Consider the following 14,468-nt stretch of genomic DNA (forward strand, 5'->3'; position numbering starts at 1 on the left):
GGCGCTGCGATGAACAAGCTGGTTGCGGATCAGGCGGACGGCCTCCGGCGCCTGCTCGCGCCGACGCAGGCGCGCGTGCTCGCGGTGGCCGGCATGGGGCGCGGCGCGGGCGGCACCACCGCCGCGATGAACTTCGCCGTGGCGCTGGTGGGGCAGGGCCGCAACGTGCTGCTGCTGGACGAGCATTGCCGCGCCGAGGGCTCGGCCTGCGAGGTCTGGGACATCGACCCGCTGGGCGGCCTGGTCGACGTCGCGGCCGGGCGCCTCACGCTGGATGGCGCCGAGGTGCGCATGGCCTGCGGGGTGCATGTGCTGCCGGCGCCGCCCGCGGCTGCAAGAGGAACATCGCAAGGCGCGGCCGACCCGCGCAGGTTCTGGCACGACGGCGTGGTCGTCATCGACGCGGCCTTCGACGGCGAGGGCCGGCTGTCGCCGCTCGCGCAGTGCGCGGACGACCTGCTGCTGGTGCTGCAGCCGCATCCGGCCTCGGTCACCTCGGCCTATGCGGGCATCAAGCGCCTGCATCACGCCCACGGCCTGAAGCAGATGCGCTTCCTGCTCAACGGCGTGGTCGACGTGCAGGCCGCGCGCCAGATCATGAACAACCTCGCCCACGCCGGCAGCCGCTACCTCGCGCTGTCGCTGCAGGCGGCGGGATGGGTGCGCTTCGATCCGCTCGTCTCCGACGCATGGCGGCTGAAGAAGACCATCGCCGAGGCCTTTCCCGCGAGCCATGCGGCGGTCGACTTCCGCCGCGCCGCGGGCGAGATGGACGGGTGGCCATGGCCCGAGGCAGCCCCGCTGCAGGCCGTGGCCTGAGCCGCCGGCTCCGCACCGAGGAAGGAAGGACGCACGACGGCCATGTACACCGCACAAGGAACCATCGAGAAATCGCACCTGCTCGCGCAGCACCAGCCGCTGGTGCGCCGCATCGCGCTGCAGATGATGGCGAAGCTGCCGGCCAGCGTGGAGCTGGACGACCTGATCCAGGCCGGCATGCTGGGCCTGCTTGACGCATCCGCGCGCTACCAGGACAACCGCGGCGCGCAGTTCGAGACTTTCGTGAGCCAGCGCATCCGCGGCGCCATGCTCGACGAGCTGCGTGCCGCCGACTGGGGCTCGCGCGGCCTGCGCCAGTCGGCGCGCGGCATCGAGAAGGCGATGCAGGCGCTGGGCCACAGGCTCGGCCGCGCTCCCACCGAAGGGGAGATCGCCCGGGAACTGAAGATGGACATCGAGGCCTACCAGTCGCTGCTGCAGGAGATCCAGGGCTGCCAGCTGCTGTATGTGGAAGACTTCTCCAAGGACGACGCCGACAACGGTTTTCTCGACAGCCACTCGCAGGACGCCCGCAAGGACCGGCGCAGCAGCGACGATCCGCTGGAGCAGCTGCTGGAAAGCGGCTTCCGCCACCAGCTGGTGGACGCCATCTCGGCGCTGCCCGAGCGCGACCAGCTGCTGCTGAACCTCTACTACGAGGAGGAGCTGAACCTGCGCGAGATCGGCGCCATCCTCGAAGTGAGCCAGTCGCGGGTGTGCCAGCTGCACAGCCAGGCGATCAGCAGGCTGCGGGCGAAGCTGAAGGATGTGCTCTAGGGTCTGTTCACACTATTTCCGGGGTCGCGTTGGTGCTCCAAGGGGCTGGCTGCAAGGCGCGCGTGCGCAGTAAGGCTGGCGCCTTGCAAGCGCGGGCAACGCCGCAGACGGCCCCTTGGAGCACCAACCCTGCGGGAAGGGCAGCCAGGGCGGGCCACTCGGCGTTGCGCTCCTAGCGTGTGCGCATGCACACGCGTCGTCACGCGCCTTGATTGGCCCGCCCTGGCTGCCCTTCGCGACCCCGGAAATAGTGTGAACAGACCCTTGAAGGATGCGCTGAATAGGCGTTGTCCGTCAGCCAGGCGCGCTCGCCTCCGGCGCAGGGCGCTTGCGAGGGCACGAAAACTCGGAGTCTTGCCAAAGACCCGCAACAAGCAACTCTCTTCGAGGCTGCAGGCCAGCCGCCCCATCGGCGAATACGCGCTCATCGGCTCGACCCACAGCGCGGCGCTGGTGCATCTGGGCGGCGACATCGAGTGGCTGTGCCTGCCGCGCTTCGACTCGGCCGCGATGTTCGCCAGCCTGCTGGGCGACGAGCGCAACGGCCACTGGACCATGTGCGCGCGCGACCGCAAGGCGCGCGTCTCGCGGCGCTACCTTCCCGGCACCGTTGTGCTGGAGACCACGATTCGTACAGGCACCGGCGTGGCCGTCGTCACCGACTTCATGCCTCGCCCCGCGCTCGACGGCACACACGAGGTGGTGCGCATCGTGCGGGGCGTACGGGGCACGGTGAGCATGCACACCGAGTTCCGCATCCGCTTCAACTACGGCGAGTGGTGCCCGTGGATGGAGCGGCGCGATGGCGCGGTGTTCGCCACGGCCGGGCCGGATTCGGTGCGCATCAGCTCCGGCGTGCCGCTGGTCAACGAGAACTTCGCGAGCTTCGCCGACTTCACCGTGTCGGCGGGGCAGTCCATCGCGTTCAGCCTCGACTGGTTTCCCTCGCACCTGAAGCCGCCGGTGACGCGCGATGCCAACGCGCTGCTGGCGCGCACAGTCGCCGAATGGAGTGCGTGGACCGATCGCTGCGGCTACCACGGCGAATTCCGCGAGCCGGTGATGCGCTCGCTGCTCACGCTCAAGGCGCTGACCTACGAGCCGACCGGCGGCATCGTCGCCGCGCCGAGCACCTCGCTGCCCGAGCTGCCCGGCGGCGAGCGCAACTGGGACTACCGCTTCTGCTGGCTGCGCGACGCGGCGCTCACGCTCTACGCGCTGATCGGCTCGGGCTATGTCGAGGAGGCCAGCGCATGGCGCTGGTGGCTGATGCGTGCGGTCGGCGGGTCGCCCGAGGAACTGCAGGTGATGTACGGCCTGCACGGCGAACGCTCGCTCACCGAACTCGAGCTGGGCTGGCTTCGCGGCTACGAGGACAGCCGCCCGGTGCGCATCGGCAACGGCGCGCACGGGCAGCGCCAGCTCGACGTGTACGGCTCGGTCATCGCGGCCTTCCATGCGGCGCGCAAGGCCGGCCTGTCGGACATGGACAAGCTGTGGCCGCTGGAGCGCGCCATCGCGAAGCAGCTGATGGAACTCTGGCGGGAGCCCGACTGCAGCCTGTGGGAGGTGCGCGGCGAGCCCCGCCACTTCGTGCATTCCAAGATCATGTGCTGGCTGGCCTTCGACCGCGTGATCGCGAGCGCCACGGAATACGGGCTCGAAGGCCCCATCGAACGCTGGCGCGAGGCGCGCGACCAGATCCACGCCGAGGTCTGCGCGCGTGGCTACGACGCGTCGAGCAACTCGTTCGTGCAGTACTACGGCGCCGACACGATGGACGCGGCGCTGCTGTGGATGCCGCTGATCGGCTTCCTGCCGATCCATGACGAGCGCGTTCAGGGCACGGTCGCGCGCATCGAGAAGGAGCTGGTCTTCAACGGGCTGGTGTACCGCTACCGCGCCGAGAAAGGCGTGGACGGGCTCGGCGGCGGCGAGGGCGCGTTCATGGCGTGCAGCTTCTGGCTGGCGAACGTGTACGTGGCCATGGGCAAGGTGCGCAAGGCGCGCGCGCTCTTCAGGCGGCTGCTGGCGCTGGGCAACGACCTGGGCCTCTTCGCCGAGGAATACGACCCGGTGGCGCAGCGGCAGCTGGGCAACTTTCCGCAGGCCTTCTCGCACATCGGGCTGATCAACAGCGCGCACGCGCTGGTGTCGGCGGCCGGCGGCGTGTGGGAGCTGGCGGACCTCGATGGCAAGGCGCCGCAGAAGAAAAAGGAAGAGGGCAAGGAAGCGAAGAAGGAAGCGAAGAAGCCGCCCGTCAGGAAGCGTTCGCGAGCGCGAACTCCTCGGCGCTGAACACGGTGTGGAAGACCGTGCCGTCGAACATCTCGAACAGCTTCTTCGACACTTCGCGGCTTTCGTAGCGCACGGGCGATTCGAGCGCGCGGGCGATGTCCTCGCGGCTCGCGTAGCGGATCGACAGCACCATCGCCAGTTCGGGGTCGCTCACGTCGCTTTCCAGCTGGCGCAGCACGCGCACCTCGAGTGCGCCGGGAAAGCGGGTCCACAGCGGCACGAGCTTCTCGTGCACGTGGCGGTCGAAGGCTTCTTCCATGCCGGGCTTGACCCGGCCCCTGAAGAACGCGCAGCGGATGAACATGGCTTCTCTCTTTCCTGTGTCGAATCTGTGCGATGACGGCGGCGGACCGTTCAGCCGCGTTCGTAGCCGCTGAACTGCCGCATCATCTCGGCCGTGTCGTGCGCGCCCAGCCCGGCCGCGACGAAGGCGCGATGCAGCTCCGAGACGGCGCCCGCCAGCGGCAGCGGAAGCCGCTGGCCCTGCGAGAAGGCCTGTACCGCCTCGAGGTCCTTGAGCATGTTGTCGATGCGGCCGGTGGGCGAGTAGTCGCGCGCGGCCATCTTCGGGCCGAACTCGCGCAGGATCTGGCTGTCGGCACGTCCGCCGGAGAGCGCCGCGGGCAGCTTCGAGGCATCGACGCCGCCGGCCTCGGCCAGCCGCACCGCTTCGGCAACAGCCTGGAAGCCGATGGCGCACAGCAGCTGGTTGACCAGCTTGGTGGTCTGGCCCGCGCCGCTTTCGCCCATGTGGGTGTAGTTGGCGCACAGGCTGTCCATCACGGCGCGTGCGCGCTGCACGTCTTCGGCGCTGCCGCCGGCCATCACCGTGAGCTGGCCGAGCAGCGCCTTGGGCGCGCCGCCCGAGAGCGGCGCATCGACGAAGCCCATGCCCGTGCGCTCGCGCAGCGACTGCGCGAGCCGGCGCGTGGAAGGAGGGTCGATGGACGACATGTCGATCAGCAGCCGCTGCGCATCCGCCGGCACGGCGGCCGCGATGCCGTCCTCGCCGAAGATGGCGCGCTCCACCACCGCGGCCGAGTTGAGGCTGGTGATGACGAAGTCGCTGGCACCGGCTGCCTCGCGCGCCGTGGCGGCAGCGATCGCGCCGTGTTCTGCCAGCGCCGCGACCTTGGCGGCATCGAGGTCGAACACGCTCACCCGGTGGCCGCATTCGAGCAGACGGCGCGCGATGGCCGAGCCCATGATGCCGACGCCGATCACGGCCACGCGCGTCGTCGGGGCGGTCGTCTTCGTCATGCGAAGGCCTTCATGGATGGCCGATGTGGGTTCGCGGCACGGTGCTACAGGCTCGCGGTGATGCCGCCGTCCACATACAGGATGTGGCCGTTGACGAAGCTCGATGCGTCCGAGGCCAGGAAGATGGCCGCGCCGCCGAGTTCCTCCACGTCGCCCCACCGGCCCGCGGGCGTGCGGCCCGAGAGCCATGCGGTGAAGGCCTCGTCGGCCACCAGCGCCTGCGTGAGCTCGGTCTTGAAGTAGCCCGGCCCGAGGCCGTTGACCTGGATGCCGTGCTTGCCGAGGTCGATCGCCATGCCCTTGGTGAGCATCTTCACCGCGCCCTTGGTGGCGGCGTAGGGCGCGATGCCCGGGCGGCCCAGCTCGCTCTGCACCGAGCACACGTTGATGATCTTGCCGCGCTTGCGCTCGATCATGCGCTGCGCGACCGAGCGGCCCACCAGGAACACGCTGTCGATGTTGGTGGTGGTGATCTTGTGCCACGCATCCACCGGGAACTCGGCGAAGGCCCCGCGATGCTGCATGCCGGCGTTGTTGACGAGGATGTCGATGGGCCCGACCTCGGCCTCGATGGCGGCCACGCCGGCTTCCACGGCATCGGCGTCGGTCACGTCGAAGGCCTTTGCTTCGGCCGCGATGCCCCTGGCGCGCAGGGCGTCGCGGGCGGCGGCGAGCAGGGCGGGGTCGCGCGCATTGAGCACGACGCGGGCGCCCGCATTGCCGAGCGCGCCGGCCAGCGCGAAGCCGATGCCCTTGCTGGAGCCGGTGACGAGGGCGGTGCGCCCGGAGAGGTCGAACAGTTTCAAGGGAGTTTCCTGGTGCGTGACAGGCAAATAAGTTACCGGTATCTTTTGATGCGGTCAATGGGTAAACCCCGAGTTCGCGCGGTTCTCTGAAACTATTAAAGTTACCGGTATCATTGTGCGCCAGCCAAAAGGACACCAGCTTGACCACCACCGCCGCTCTTCCGCATGTGCTGATGCCTGGCACCTACCCCGAATGGGACATGGCGCCGATGCGGGAGGCCTACACGCTGCACCGCCTTTGGGAGGCGCCTGACCGGCAGGCCTTCATCGCCGAGCACGCACCGCAGATCCGCGCGATCGCCACGCGCGGCGAACTCGGCGCGAGCACCGAACTCATCGCGGCGTTGCCGAAGCTGGAGCTGGTCGCCTGCTACGGCGTGGGCACCGACGGCATCGACCTCGCCGCCTGCCGCGCGCGCGGCATCCGTGTGACCAACACGCCCGACGTGCTCAACGGCGACGTGGCCGATCTTGCCGTGGGCCTCCTGCTGGCTGTGCAGCGGCGCATTCCGGCAGGCGACCAGTTCGTGCGCAGCGGCGCCTGGGCCCACGGCGGCATGCCGCTGGCCACGCGCGTCTTCGGCCAGCGCATCGGCATCGCGGGCTTCGGCCGCATCGGCGGCACCATCGCGCGGCGGCTCTCGGGCTTCGACGTGGAGGTGGGTTACTTCAGCCGCACGCCGAAGGCGGAGAGCCCGCACCGCCATTTCGCCAGCCTGAGCGCGATGGCCGAGTGGTGCGACGTGCTCATCGTCATCCTCCCCGGCGGCGAGGCCACGCGCGGCATCGTCAACGGCGAAGTGCTGCAGGCGCTGGGCCCCAGGGGCTGGCTGGTGAACGTGTCGCGCGGCACCACCGTCGACGAAGGCGCGCTGCTGCAGGCGCTGGAGACGCGCGCCATCGCCGGCGCGGCGCTCGACGTGTTCCTCAACGAGCCGCGCATCGACCCGCGCTTCGCCGCGCTCGACAACGTGGTGCTCACCCCGCACCATGGCAGCGGCACCGAAGCGACGCGCCGCGCCATGGGCGAGCTGGTGCGCCGCAACCTCGAGGCCCACTTCGCGGGCCGACCCCTGATCACCCCCGTTGCCTGACACCTGACAAAGACAGAAGGAAGAAGAACCATGCGCCTGCGTTGCATGTGCCTCGTGATCCACGCCCCCGACGACCTGCGCCTGGACGAGCAGGACGCCGGCGAGATCGGCCCCGGCCAGGTGCTGGTGAAGGTCGGAATGGGCGGCATCTGCGGCTCCGACCTGCACTACTTCCACAACGGCGGCTTCGGCACCGTGCGCATCAAGGAGCCAATGGTGCTGGGCCACGAAGTTGCCGGCACCGTGGTGGCGGTGGCGCCCGGCGTCGAGAGCGTGCGCATCGGCGACAAGGTCGCCGTCAACCCGAGCCGCCCCTGCGGCGCCTGCAAGTTCTGCCTCGAAGGCCTGCCCAACCAGTGCCTGGACATGCGCTTCTACGGCAGCGCGATGCGCACGCCGCACGTGCAGGGCGCGTTCCGCAACATGCTGCTGTGCGAGGCCACGCAGTGCGTGAAGGTGGCCGACCACGTGCCGCTGCGGCTGGCGGCGCTGGCCGAGCCGTTCTCGGTGGGGCTGCACGGCGTGTCGCGCGCCGGCCCCTTGCTGGGCAAGCGCGTGCTGGTGTCCGGCTGTGGGCCAATCGGCGTGCTCGCCATCGCGGCGGCGCGCGCGCACGGCGCGGCCGAGATCACCGCCACCGACGTGGTCGACGAGCCGCTGGCCATCGCGCGCGCCATGGGGGCCGACAACGCCATCAACGTCGCGCAGGACAAGACCTGGGTCTCGCGCTACTCCGCCGACAAGGGCACCTTCGACGTGATGCTCGAATGCTCCGGCAACGAGCGCGCGCTGCGCGACGGCCTGGAGGTGATGCGCCCGCGCGGCGTGGTCGTGCAGCTGGGCCTGGGCGGCGACGTGAGCATTCCGCAGAACATGGTGGTGGCGAAGGAGCTCAGCATCTGCGGCTCGTTCCGCTTCCATGCCGAGTTCGCGCTGGCGGTGAAGCTCATCAACGAAGGGCGGGTCGATCTTTCCCCGGTGGTGTCGCACACCTTCCCGATGCTGCAGGCGCGCCAGGCCTTCGAGCTGGCGAGCGACAGGCGCAAGGCGATGAAGGTGCTGATCGACTTCGCCGGAGAGGCGGCGCAGGCGGAGGCCGTCGCCGCCTGATCCGTCGAGGGAGAGGCCTCGATCACGCCGGGTGAAGCGGCTTCGCCCGGTTCCTCGAATCGCCGTCAGTCGTTCACGTGCGATTTCTTGTGCGCGTCCTGGAAGATCTGATGGATCAGCTCCCTGAACCATTTGTGGCCGGGATCGTGGTCGTTGCGGGGATGCCAGACGGCATCGATGGAAAGCGCCAGTTCGGGCAGCGGGAACGGAAAGGCGACGCAGTTCGAGCCTGAGAGCACGCTGCCCATCCAGTGGGCCGGCATGGCGGCAATCAGGTCGGTGGATTCGATCACCGGCACCATGCCTTGCCAGGTGGGCACCTGGATCATGACCCGGCGTGCCAGCCCGCGCTCGGCCAGCAGTTCATCGAGGATGCTGCTGCCCACCCCCGAGACCTTCAGGTGCCCGAGTTCGAGGTATTTGTCCAGGGTCAGTGGCGCGGATGCCGCGGGGTGGCCTTTTCTCATCAGCACCATCCATCGGTCGTCCAGTATTCGTCGGGAGGCGGAAAGAACGGAGTGCCCCCGGGAAACGGAGAGCCTGATCTCCACGCCTTCGTATTCGACGCGGTCCGACGGCTGGCGCATCTCGAAAGACTGCACCGAGAGGCTGACACCTGGCGCCACGGTGCACAGTTCGACGCACAGGCGCGGCAGTAGGAGGATGCCGACATAGTCGGACACGCGCAGAAGAAAAGTCCTTCTCGCGGTGGCAGGGTCGAACTCCCCGGCAACCCCGATGGCGTTCTCGATTTCGCTGAAGGCCTTTCGGAAACTCTTCGCGAGGCGAACGGCCTCGGGGGTCGGAACCATGCCTTCCGCGGTTCGCAGCATCAGCGGGTCCTTGAACTGCTCCCTGAGACGGCGCAACGCGTGGCTCACGGCTGAAGAGGTCAGGTTGAGCCTGGCCGCCGCCTTGCTCACGCTTCGCTCTTCGACGAGCGCTTCGAACATCACCAGGAGGTTGAGGTCGATCCGGCGAAGGTTGATCGCTGCGCGATCCTGGGTTGGGGAAAGCTGAATTTCATTCATCTGAATGATGATGGTAATGAATTTGACTGCCTATGGGCCGAGCCAAAACAATCTGGCCTGCACTCAACCAGACAGTACGGAATCCATGGCAATCACAGGCCGCCAAGGCGCAGCCCACCAGGCGCCTCCTGGTGAAAAACAAAGAATCTTTCCCGAGGGCGCATGCGACACGCATCTGCACGTCTTCGGATCTCCGGAGGAATTTCCTTTCATCGCCGAGCGCTCGTACACCCCGCCGCCGGCCACCATCGAACAGTACTGGTCTGCCTATGGGCCCTTGGGCATGGATCGCTGCGTTCTTGTCCAGCCGAGCGTGTACGGCCGCGATCACTCGCTCCTGAAGCGGACACTCGGCGACGCGGTTCCCGGCAGCATGCGCGGCGTGGCCGTGATCTTCGAAGACACGCCGGATGCCGAGATCGAGGAACTGCATCGACTCGGAGTCAGGGGCGCCAGATGCAATGCGCTGTTCAGCGGAGGCGTTTCCGCCGCCGGCCTGCAATCCATTGCGGATCGGGTGAAGGGCCTTGGGTGGCACATCCAGCTGCTCGTGAACATCGATGCGGATTTCAGCCTCGTCCAGCGCCTGGCCGAAAAGGGCATGAGCGTCGTGGTGGACCACTTCGGCCATCCGTCGAACTGCGGCGACATCGACAGCAGGGGCGTCAAGGGCCTTCGAAGCCTGCTTCAGGAGGGATGTGCCTGGGTCAAGTTCTCGGGCGCATACCGGATATCCGCGACAGGCTCAGGCGTCGACCCCGCCGTGCTGCCGCTCGCGCACAGCCTGGCGCACGCGAATCCCGATCGCATCGTCTGGGGCTCTGACTGGCCCCATCCCGGCATCAGCGCGAAGTCGATCGCCAGCATCGAGCTGGCAAACCTGATCACCCACTGGTTTCCCGAGGAAATCAGGCGCAAGGCCTTGGTCGAGAACCCGACCCGGCTTTATTGGAACGACTGATTTTTCAAGAAGGAGACATTCATGTTCAATCAAAAAAGCAGCCGCAGAGCTTTCCTGCAATGTGCCGCATCGCTCGCTGCCTGCGCCGCACTCCACCCCGCCATTGCGCAGAATCGCTTTCCTTCGAAGCCGATCACCCTGGTGGTTCCCTTCGCACCGGGAGGGAACGTGGACATCGTCGCGCGCTCGCTGAGCGTGCCGCTGACCAGGCTGGTCGGCCAGTCCGTGATCATCGACAACCGTGCCGGCGGCGGCGGCGCCGTGGGAACGGGCGCAGTTGCGAGAGCCGAGCCCGACGGGCACACGCTGCTGGTGGCGACACCCGGTCAGCTGGGAACCCTTCCGGAGATCATCAAGGTGCCCTACAAGGCCGACAGCCTGACGCCGGTCGCTCTGCTCAGCCGTACGCCCGTCGTCGTGGTCGTGCGCGCCAACGACCCGCGGTTCAAGACCGCTGCGGACTTCCTGAAGGTCGCCAAGGCTGCCAGCCAGAGCGTGACGGTCGGCCACGCAGGCCCCGGCTCTCCCAACCACCTGGCGCTGCTCCAGTTCGAGGACTCCGCCAAGGCGCAGGTCAATGCCGTGCCCTACAAGGGGTCGGGGCCCGCCCTGGTCGATCTGATGGGTGGCCAGATCGACGCCGTAGTCGACCAGATCACGAGCTCCACTCCGCACATCAAGAGTGGCGCGCTGCGTGCTCTGATCGTGCTGGGCCCCCAGGCCGGCGGACTTCTCGCGAACGTCCCGACACTTGCGCAACTGGGCTTGCCCTCGTTCGACGCAACCACCTTCGTCGGATTGTTCGCGCCCCGGGGCACGCCTGCCGCCAGCGTCGCCAGCCTGCAGGACTGGGCGACCAAGGCCGTGGCCCAGCCGGAGTTTTCCAACGTGATCAGAGACCTGGGCAGCGAGCCCGTTGGAGGCCCTGGCGCCGCGCTCCAGAAGCTGGTCAATGCCGAGGCAGCCCTGGCTGCGCAGATGGTGAAGCAGGGGCGTCTGAAGTCCGATTGATCGGCATCGAAGCGCGTGGCGAAAGGATCGCGACGCGCCTGGCTTTCTGAAAGCGCGGCTGTGCAGGCGCTGCCTGTCGGCAGAAGCGCTGCAGGCTTTCCCGGCCACGCCCTTGCAGCAGGGGCGGGCAGGTCCGACCGCTCCGTGCGTGCTCCTTGCAATAGTGGAACCCTGAAATTGATCGAGATCATTCCAGCGCCCGCCGCGCTGCAAAGCGGCTACCAGCGCTTTCTCCATGCGTTGGCTGCGGCGGGCTTCCGGGGCGAGATCTCGCCGCGATACGCCGACCGCACCGTCCTCGCCACGGACAACTCGATCTACCAGCGCCTGCCCCAGGCCGTGGTCTTCCCGCTGGACGGGGCGGACGTCGAAACGCTCGCGAAGCTGCTCGCCGCGCCGGAGCATCGGCAGGTGGTCGTTTCCGTGCGTGGCGGCGGGACGGGCACCAACGGGCAGTCGCTGACGGACGGCATCGTGGTCGACCTCTCCCGGCATCTCAACCGGATTCTCTGGATCGATCCCGTCCGGCGCGTGGCAAGGGTGCAGGCGGGCGTGGTCAAGGACCAGCTCAACGCGGCGCTGCAGGAGCATGGACTCTTCTTCGCCCCGGAGCTGTCGACCTCCAACCGCGCCACGATAGGCGGGATGATCAACACGGACGCGAGCGGCCAGGGAAGCTGCACCTACGGCAAGACGCGGGACCATGTGCAGGAACTCGACATGGTCATGCTGGGCGGCATTCGCTTTTCGAGCAGATCCGTCGATGCCCGCGAACTGCAGGTGCAGTTGCAGAAAGACGGGCCAGTGGGTGCCGTGTGGCGCTGCGCACACCAGATCGCCACCCGGCATGCCGACCTGATCGCCGCGCGCTTTCCTCCGCTGAATCGCTGCCTCACCGGCTATGACCTGGCACACCTCGGGGAACCCGGCGATCGCTTCAACCTCAACAGCGTCCTGTGCGGCGCAGAAGGTTCGCTGGGATTCGTGGTCGAGGCCGAGATCGGGCTGCTCCCCATTCCCCGGTATTCGGTGCTGGTCAATGTGCGGTACGCCAGCTTCATGGATGCTCTGCGGGACGCAAGATTCCTGATGCAGCATCGCCCGCTGTCGATCGAGACGGTCGATTCACAGGTGTTGAGCCTGGCGATGGGCGACATCGTCTGGCAGGACGTGGCGGAGTACTTCTCTGTCGACGGCGACAGGCTTCCGACCCGTGGCATCAACCTGGTCGAATTCTGCGCAGACTCGCAGGAGGAACTGCGCGAGCGCGTGGCGGCCTTCGTCGGCCATCTTGCGGACGATGCCACTGCGGCGCGCATCGGCCACACGGTCGCTTGGGGGAAGGCTTGCGTGGAGAAGGTCTACGCGATGCGCAAGCGCGCCGTCGGATTGTTGGGCAACGTGCCGGGCGAGGCCCGGCCTCAGCCTTTCGTCGAAGACACTGCGGTGCCGCCGGAGAAGCTTGCCGACTACATCGAAGAGTTCAGGGCGCTGCTCGACGGCCATGGGCTGAGCTATGGCATGTTCGGCCATGTGGATGCGGGCGTGCTTCATGTCCGGCCGGCGCTGGATCTGAGAAACCCGGCCCACGCGGCGTTGATCCGCACGATCTCCGATGAGGTCGCGGAGTTGACGCTGAAATACGGCGGCGTGTTGTGGGGCGAGCACGGGAAGGGCGTTCGTTCCGAGTACGCGCCGAAGTTCTTCGGTCCGTTGTACCCGGCACTGCAGCAACTCAAGGCTGCGTTCGACCCATACAACCAGCTGAACCCGGGAAAGATCGCCACTCCCGCGGGCCAGCCTGCAGAGTTGCTGCGTATCGACGAAGTCCCTTTGCGCGCCGATGCCGATCGCCAGATCGACGAACGCGTCTGGCAAAGCCACGCAAGTGCGCTTCGCTGCAACGGCAACGGCGCCTGCTACAACTTCGACCCTGACGATGCGATGTGCCCCTCATGGAAGGCCACGCGTGAACGCAGGCATTCGCCCAAGGGCCGTGCGGCCCTGATGCGGGAGTGGCTGCGTTTGCAGGGCAATGCGGGGGGCGATGTACTCGGGGTGGCTGCGCAGCAGCCTTCGTTCGTCGCCGGATTCGTCAGGCGCTGGAAGAGCGGCCGTGGGCGCGCGGTGGCCGGCATCGGTGCTTCCGATGACTTCTCCCACGAGGTCTACGAAGCGATGAGTGGTTGCCTGGCCTGCAAGTCGTGCGCGGGGCAGTGCCCTGTCAAGGTCAACGTCCCGGATTTCCGCTCGCGCTTCCTGGAGCTCTATCACTCCCGTTACTCGCGGCCGATGAAGGACTACCTGATCGGTTCGCTCGAATTCAGCGTGCCGTTCTTCGCGCGGGTTCCGTGGCTCTACAACGCGGCGATGTCCTCCGGCCTGCTGCGCCGCATGCTCGAACGCCATGCGGGCATGGTCGACAGTCCGCTGCTGAGCCGTTTCGACTTCAAGGCCACGCTGCGTCGCTGGGGCGTACGCACTGCCACTGAGCGGTCGCTGATGGCTCTGACGGATGCGCAGCGGGCCCGGTCCGTCGTCCTCGTTCAGGATGCCTTTACGCGCTATTTCGATACGCACGTTCTCTCGGCATTCATCGAACTCGCTTCACGGCTCGGGTACACGGTGTGGCTGGCGCCTTTCATGCCGAACGGCAAGCCGCTTCACGTTCTTGGCTTTTTGAAGGGGTTCGGCCGTGCAGCGCGCAGGAACGCGGCGATGCTCGACGAACTGGCTTCGTGCGGCGTGCCGCTCGTCGGCCTCGACCCTGCGATGACGCTCGTGTATCGACAGGAATACGCGAAGCTCCCAACACTGGAGAAGCCTCCCGCCGTGCAGCTTCCGCAGGAGTGGCTGCTCGATGTTCTGCCCCGGATGAATCCGCAACCCGCAGCGGGAGACTTCCGGCTTCTGGGCCATTGCACCGAAAGGACGAACGCGCCTGCGGCCGCGGCCTTGTGGCCCGATGTGTTCGCCCGCGCCGGTTTGAAGCTCCAGCAGCAAGCCAGCGGCTGCTGCGGCATGTCGGGGACCTATGGCCATGAGAGCGTGAACGTCGCGACGTCCCGCCAGATCTACTCCCTGTCCTGGGAGCCGATACTGAAGGATGGGGAGACGCAGAAGACGGAGTTCCTGGCGACGGGCTACTCCTGTCGCAGCCAGGCCAAGCGAATGGAGGGCCGGCATCTCCGGCATCCCGTGGAGGTATTGCTCCAGTTCCATGCCCGGACCGCGTCACCCGCGACGGGCCGAAGGCAATGACCTGCGGGTGCGCGACGAAAAACTGACTCGGCAACTGCCT

At 67.5% G+C, this 14,468-nt stretch carries 12 protein-coding genes; 8 read left to right on the plus strand and 4 right to left on the minus strand.

Translation table 11 applies throughout. The features are described from left to right. The first annotated feature begins 9 nt into the window (after positions 1 to 9). The 3 genes from EJP67_RS19355 (at position 10) to EJP67_RS19365 (ending at position 3,894) form a co-directional block, all read left to right on the plus strand. A complete protein-coding gene (locus EJP67_RS19355) occupies positions 10 to 819 on the plus strand; it encodes a MinD/ParA family ATP-binding protein (protein WP_126023333.1) in 810 nt (269 codons plus the stop codon). A gap of 42 nt (positions 820 to 861) precedes the next feature. Continuing rightward, positions 862 to 1,596, plus strand: a complete 735-nt coding sequence (locus EJP67_RS19360; protein WP_126023334.1) for an RNA polymerase sigma factor FliA — start codon at positions 862 to 864, stop codon at positions 1,594 to 1,596. Positions 1,597 to 1,950: 354 nt separating this feature from the next. Beyond that, a complete protein-coding gene (locus EJP67_RS19365) occupies positions 1,951 to 3,894 on the plus strand; it encodes a glycoside hydrolase family 15 protein (protein ID WP_240650704.1) in 1,944 nt (647 codons plus the stop codon). On the opposite strand, the gene EJP67_RS19370 is transcribed toward EJP67_RS19365, so the two are convergent. Genes EJP67_RS19370 through EJP67_RS19380 form a run of 3 tightly spaced genes read right to left on the minus strand, consistent with a single transcriptional unit; the run spans position 3,857 to position 5,960 of the window. Continuing rightward, positions 3,857 to 4,198 carry a putative antibiotic biosynthesis monooxygenase gene (locus EJP67_RS19370; RefSeq protein WP_126023335.1) on the minus strand — a complete coding sequence of 114 codons (342 nt, stop codon included), beginning with the start codon at positions 4,196 to 4,198 and terminating at the stop codon, positions 3,857 to 3,859. The genes EJP67_RS19365 and EJP67_RS19370 overlap by 38 nt on opposite strands. A 50-nt stretch (positions 4,199 to 4,248) precedes the next feature. Next, positions 4,249 to 5,154, minus strand: a complete 906-nt coding sequence (locus EJP67_RS19375) for an NAD(P)-dependent oxidoreductase (RefSeq protein WP_126023336.1) — start codon at positions 5,152 to 5,154, stop codon at positions 4,249 to 4,251. Positions 5,155 to 5,198: 44 nt separating this feature from the next. Beyond that, positions 5,199 to 5,960, minus strand: coding sequence for an SDR family oxidoreductase (locus EJP67_RS19380; RefSeq protein ID WP_126023337.1), 762 nt, complete (start codon positions 5,958 to 5,960; stop codon positions 5,199 to 5,201). A 140-nt stretch (positions 5,961 to 6,100) separates the two neighbouring features. Between EJP67_RS19380 and EJP67_RS19385 the strand changes: the two genes are divergently transcribed. Together EJP67_RS19385 and EJP67_RS19390 are read left to right on the plus strand one after the other, a co-directional pair. Continuing rightward, positions 6,101 to 7,054, plus strand: coding sequence for a 2-hydroxyacid dehydrogenase (locus EJP67_RS19385; RefSeq protein ID WP_126023338.1), 954 nt, complete (start codon positions 6,101 to 6,103; stop codon positions 7,052 to 7,054). A gap of 30 nt (positions 7,055 to 7,084) precedes the next feature. Continuing rightward, complete coding sequence (locus tag EJP67_RS19390) at positions 7,085 to 8,164, plus strand: L-idonate 5-dehydrogenase (RefSeq protein ID WP_126023339.1); 1,080 nt, start codon at positions 7,085 to 7,087, stop codon at positions 8,162 to 8,164. Between the two features lie 65 nt (positions 8,165 to 8,229). Here the strand turns inward: EJP67_RS19390 and EJP67_RS19395 are convergent, their stop codons facing one another. Further along, a complete protein-coding gene (locus EJP67_RS19395; RefSeq protein ID WP_126023340.1) occupies positions 8,230 to 9,195 on the minus strand; it encodes a LysR family transcriptional regulator in 966 nt (321 codons plus the stop codon). Between the two features lie 16 nt (positions 9,196 to 9,211). On the opposite strand from EJP67_RS19395, the gene EJP67_RS19400 reads away from it, so the two are divergent. From EJP67_RS19400 to ydiJ, 3 genes are all read left to right on the plus strand, one after another. After that, on the plus strand, positions 9,212 to 10,156 hold the full coding sequence (locus EJP67_RS19400) for an amidohydrolase family protein (protein WP_240650705.1): 945 nt from the start codon (positions 9,212 to 9,214) through the stop codon (positions 10,154 to 10,156). Between the two features lie 21 nt (positions 10,157 to 10,177). After that, positions 10,178 to 11,167 (plus strand): Bug family tripartite tricarboxylate transporter substrate binding protein, encoded by a 990-nt coding sequence (locus tag EJP67_RS19405; RefSeq protein WP_126023341.1) that lies wholly within the window; start codon positions 10,178 to 10,180, stop codon positions 11,165 to 11,167. A 180-nt stretch (positions 11,168 to 11,347) separates the two neighbouring features. Beyond that, positions 11,348 to 14,428, plus strand: coding sequence for a D-2-hydroxyglutarate dehydrogenase YdiJ (gene ydiJ / locus EJP67_RS19410; RefSeq protein ID WP_206169533.1), 3,081 nt, complete (start codon positions 11,348 to 11,350; stop codon positions 14,426 to 14,428). Positions 14,429 to 14,468 lie beyond the last annotated feature (40 nt).

The organism is Variovorax guangxiensis (genome assembly GCF_003952165.1).
Lineage (GTDB): Bacteria > Pseudomonadota > Gammaproteobacteria > Burkholderiales > Burkholderiaceae_C > Variovorax > Variovorax guangxiensis.